The organism is Bacillus sp. P4_D3 (assembly GCF_056401855.1).
The window spans coordinates 1-1,391 of record NZ_JBFUIN010000775.1 but is presented as its reverse complement, the minus strand read 5'-3'; the positions used below and the strand labels follow the sequence as shown (position 1 = coordinate 1,391).

Below are 1,391 nucleotides of genomic sequence, written 5' to 3'. Positions count from 1 at the left end.
TGAAAGGGGCGGTTGTAAGAGAAGGTGTGTATGAAATGAAAGAGGGGGACCGAGCGAAGGATGCCGTTGAAAAGGCGGGTGGTTTTTTACTAGAAGCAGATGTGAAGAAGGTGAATTTAGCGCAAATTGTACAAGACCAAATGATCCTTTATGTACCGAATAAAAATGAGCAAGTACAAGAGGTGGCCACTTTTTCAAAGGGCGAGGCAAAGATTCAAATAAACGCAGCTTCTAAAGAGCAACTTGAAAAAATTACAGGCATTGGTTCTCGGAAGGCAGAAAGTATTTTGAAATACCGAGAAGAACATGGTCCGTTTCAGAAAATAGAAGATTTATTAGAAATTGATGGGATTGGTGCGAAGTCACTTGAAAAGATAAAAGATCAAATTATTATTCCATAAAAGATTGACGAAGTTTTTCTTTTTTCGCTACACTACAAGTAGACAAAAAAGTAGGTGAAAAATATGGAACGAATTTCATGGGATCAATATTTTATGACGCAAAGCCATCTGTTATCATTGCGTAGTACATGTACAAGACTTGCAGTAGGAGCGACAATCGTTCGTGATAAACGAATTATTGCTGGTGGATATAACGGTTCAATTAAAGGTGGTGTACATTGTATAGACGATGGTTGCTATGTCATTGATAATCATTGTGTTCGTACAATTCATGCGGAAATGAATGCTTTATTGCAATGTGCGAAGTTTGGTGCAAAAACAGAGGAAGCGGAAATTTATGTCACACATTTTCCTTGTTTGCAGTGCTGTAAGGCGATTATTCAAAGTGGTGTTACAGCAGTTTATTATGCACAGGATTATAAAAATCATCCGTATGCCGTAGAGTTATTTGAACAGGCGAGTGTAACAGTGAAGCACGTTCCGCTGGAATATGATATTACATCGCTAGAGGAACAAGAGCGTMATTTGCAGCTAAAGGAATTATTCGCAGCTTTAGAAAAAGATAATTTATCAATGGAAGAATTACAGCGTGTATTCACTAAAGCGAAAATGATGCTATAAGGAGTGAGTATGAGTTGAATGGACAATGGGGCTATGTTGCAATCTCGTTTATAATTGGGATTGCAATTACCTTTTCCACGTCGCATTTGTTGACTGCTTGTTGTTTCGTTTGTTATGTTTTATTTTGTTTATATCGTACTTCGCGTAAAACCTTCATATTTTGTATGATAGCGTGTTTTAGTGGCGCTATGTACACCACATATGTTCAGAGTCTAAATAAGCCGCTAGGGGATCCCTACGAAGTTACACGAGGGGTCGTGCAAAATACACCTCTAATTAATGGAGATCGTCTCTCTTTTCAAATTGAGGATCAGAATAAAAACTTAGTGCAGTTAAATTATAAAGTACAATCTGCTTCGGAAAAGAAGC

At 37.7% G+C, this 1,391-nt stretch carries 2 protein-coding genes and 1 pseudogene; all 3 read left to right on the top strand.

Features of this window, described 5'->3' with window-relative positions:
* Window positions 1-401, top strand: a 401-nt coding sequence (locus tag AC1DTM_RS26570) for a helix-hairpin-helix domain-containing protein (RefSeq protein ID WP_477001290.1), incomplete at its 5' end; no start/stop codon positions are given.
* A 63-nt stretch (window positions 402-464) separates the two neighbouring features.
* The gene (locus tag AC1DTM_RS26565) at window positions 465-1,022 is read left to right on the top strand and encodes a ComE operon protein 2 (protein ID WP_477001289.1); all 558 of its coding nucleotides are present in this window, start codon (window positions 465-467) and stop codon (window positions 1,020-1,022) included.
* A 14-nt stretch (window positions 1,023-1,036) separates the two neighbouring features.
* A pseudogene (locus AC1DTM_RS26560) lies at window positions 1,037-1,391 on the top strand (DNA internalization-related competence protein ComEC/Rec2); the annotation flags it as partial.